The 241-nt window shown below is 68.0% G+C and carries 1 pseudogene; it reads right to left on the reverse strand.

The features are described 5' to 3' along the window. Positions 1-241 (reverse strand): annotated as a pseudogene (locus tag EXE42_RS20550) (transferase); the annotation flags it as partial.

Genomic DNA, 241 nt, shown 5'->3' on the forward strand with positions numbered 1-241 from the left:
TCGTCCGCGGCGGTTTGGAGCTGATCGAGCGCCCGCTCGTGGTCACGCGGAGTGAGCCGGGCAGTGAGGTGAAACCGGACGTCAGTCAGCGTGAAGAGCTCGCTGAGATAGCCGTCGCTCGGGTGGTCCGGCCAGTCGGCGATGTACAACGTTCTGGTCCACTCGTCGTCCACGCGCGCACACCGACTCTCCCACTCGACGGCTGCTGGCGCGACGGCGTCTTGGTGGCGCTCCGGTGGGG

The organism is Halorubrum sp. SP3 (genome assembly GCF_005435195.1).
In the GTDB taxonomy this organism is placed as follows: domain Archaea; phylum Halobacteriota; class Halobacteria; order Halobacteriales; family Haloferacaceae; genus Halorubrum; species Halorubrum sodomense.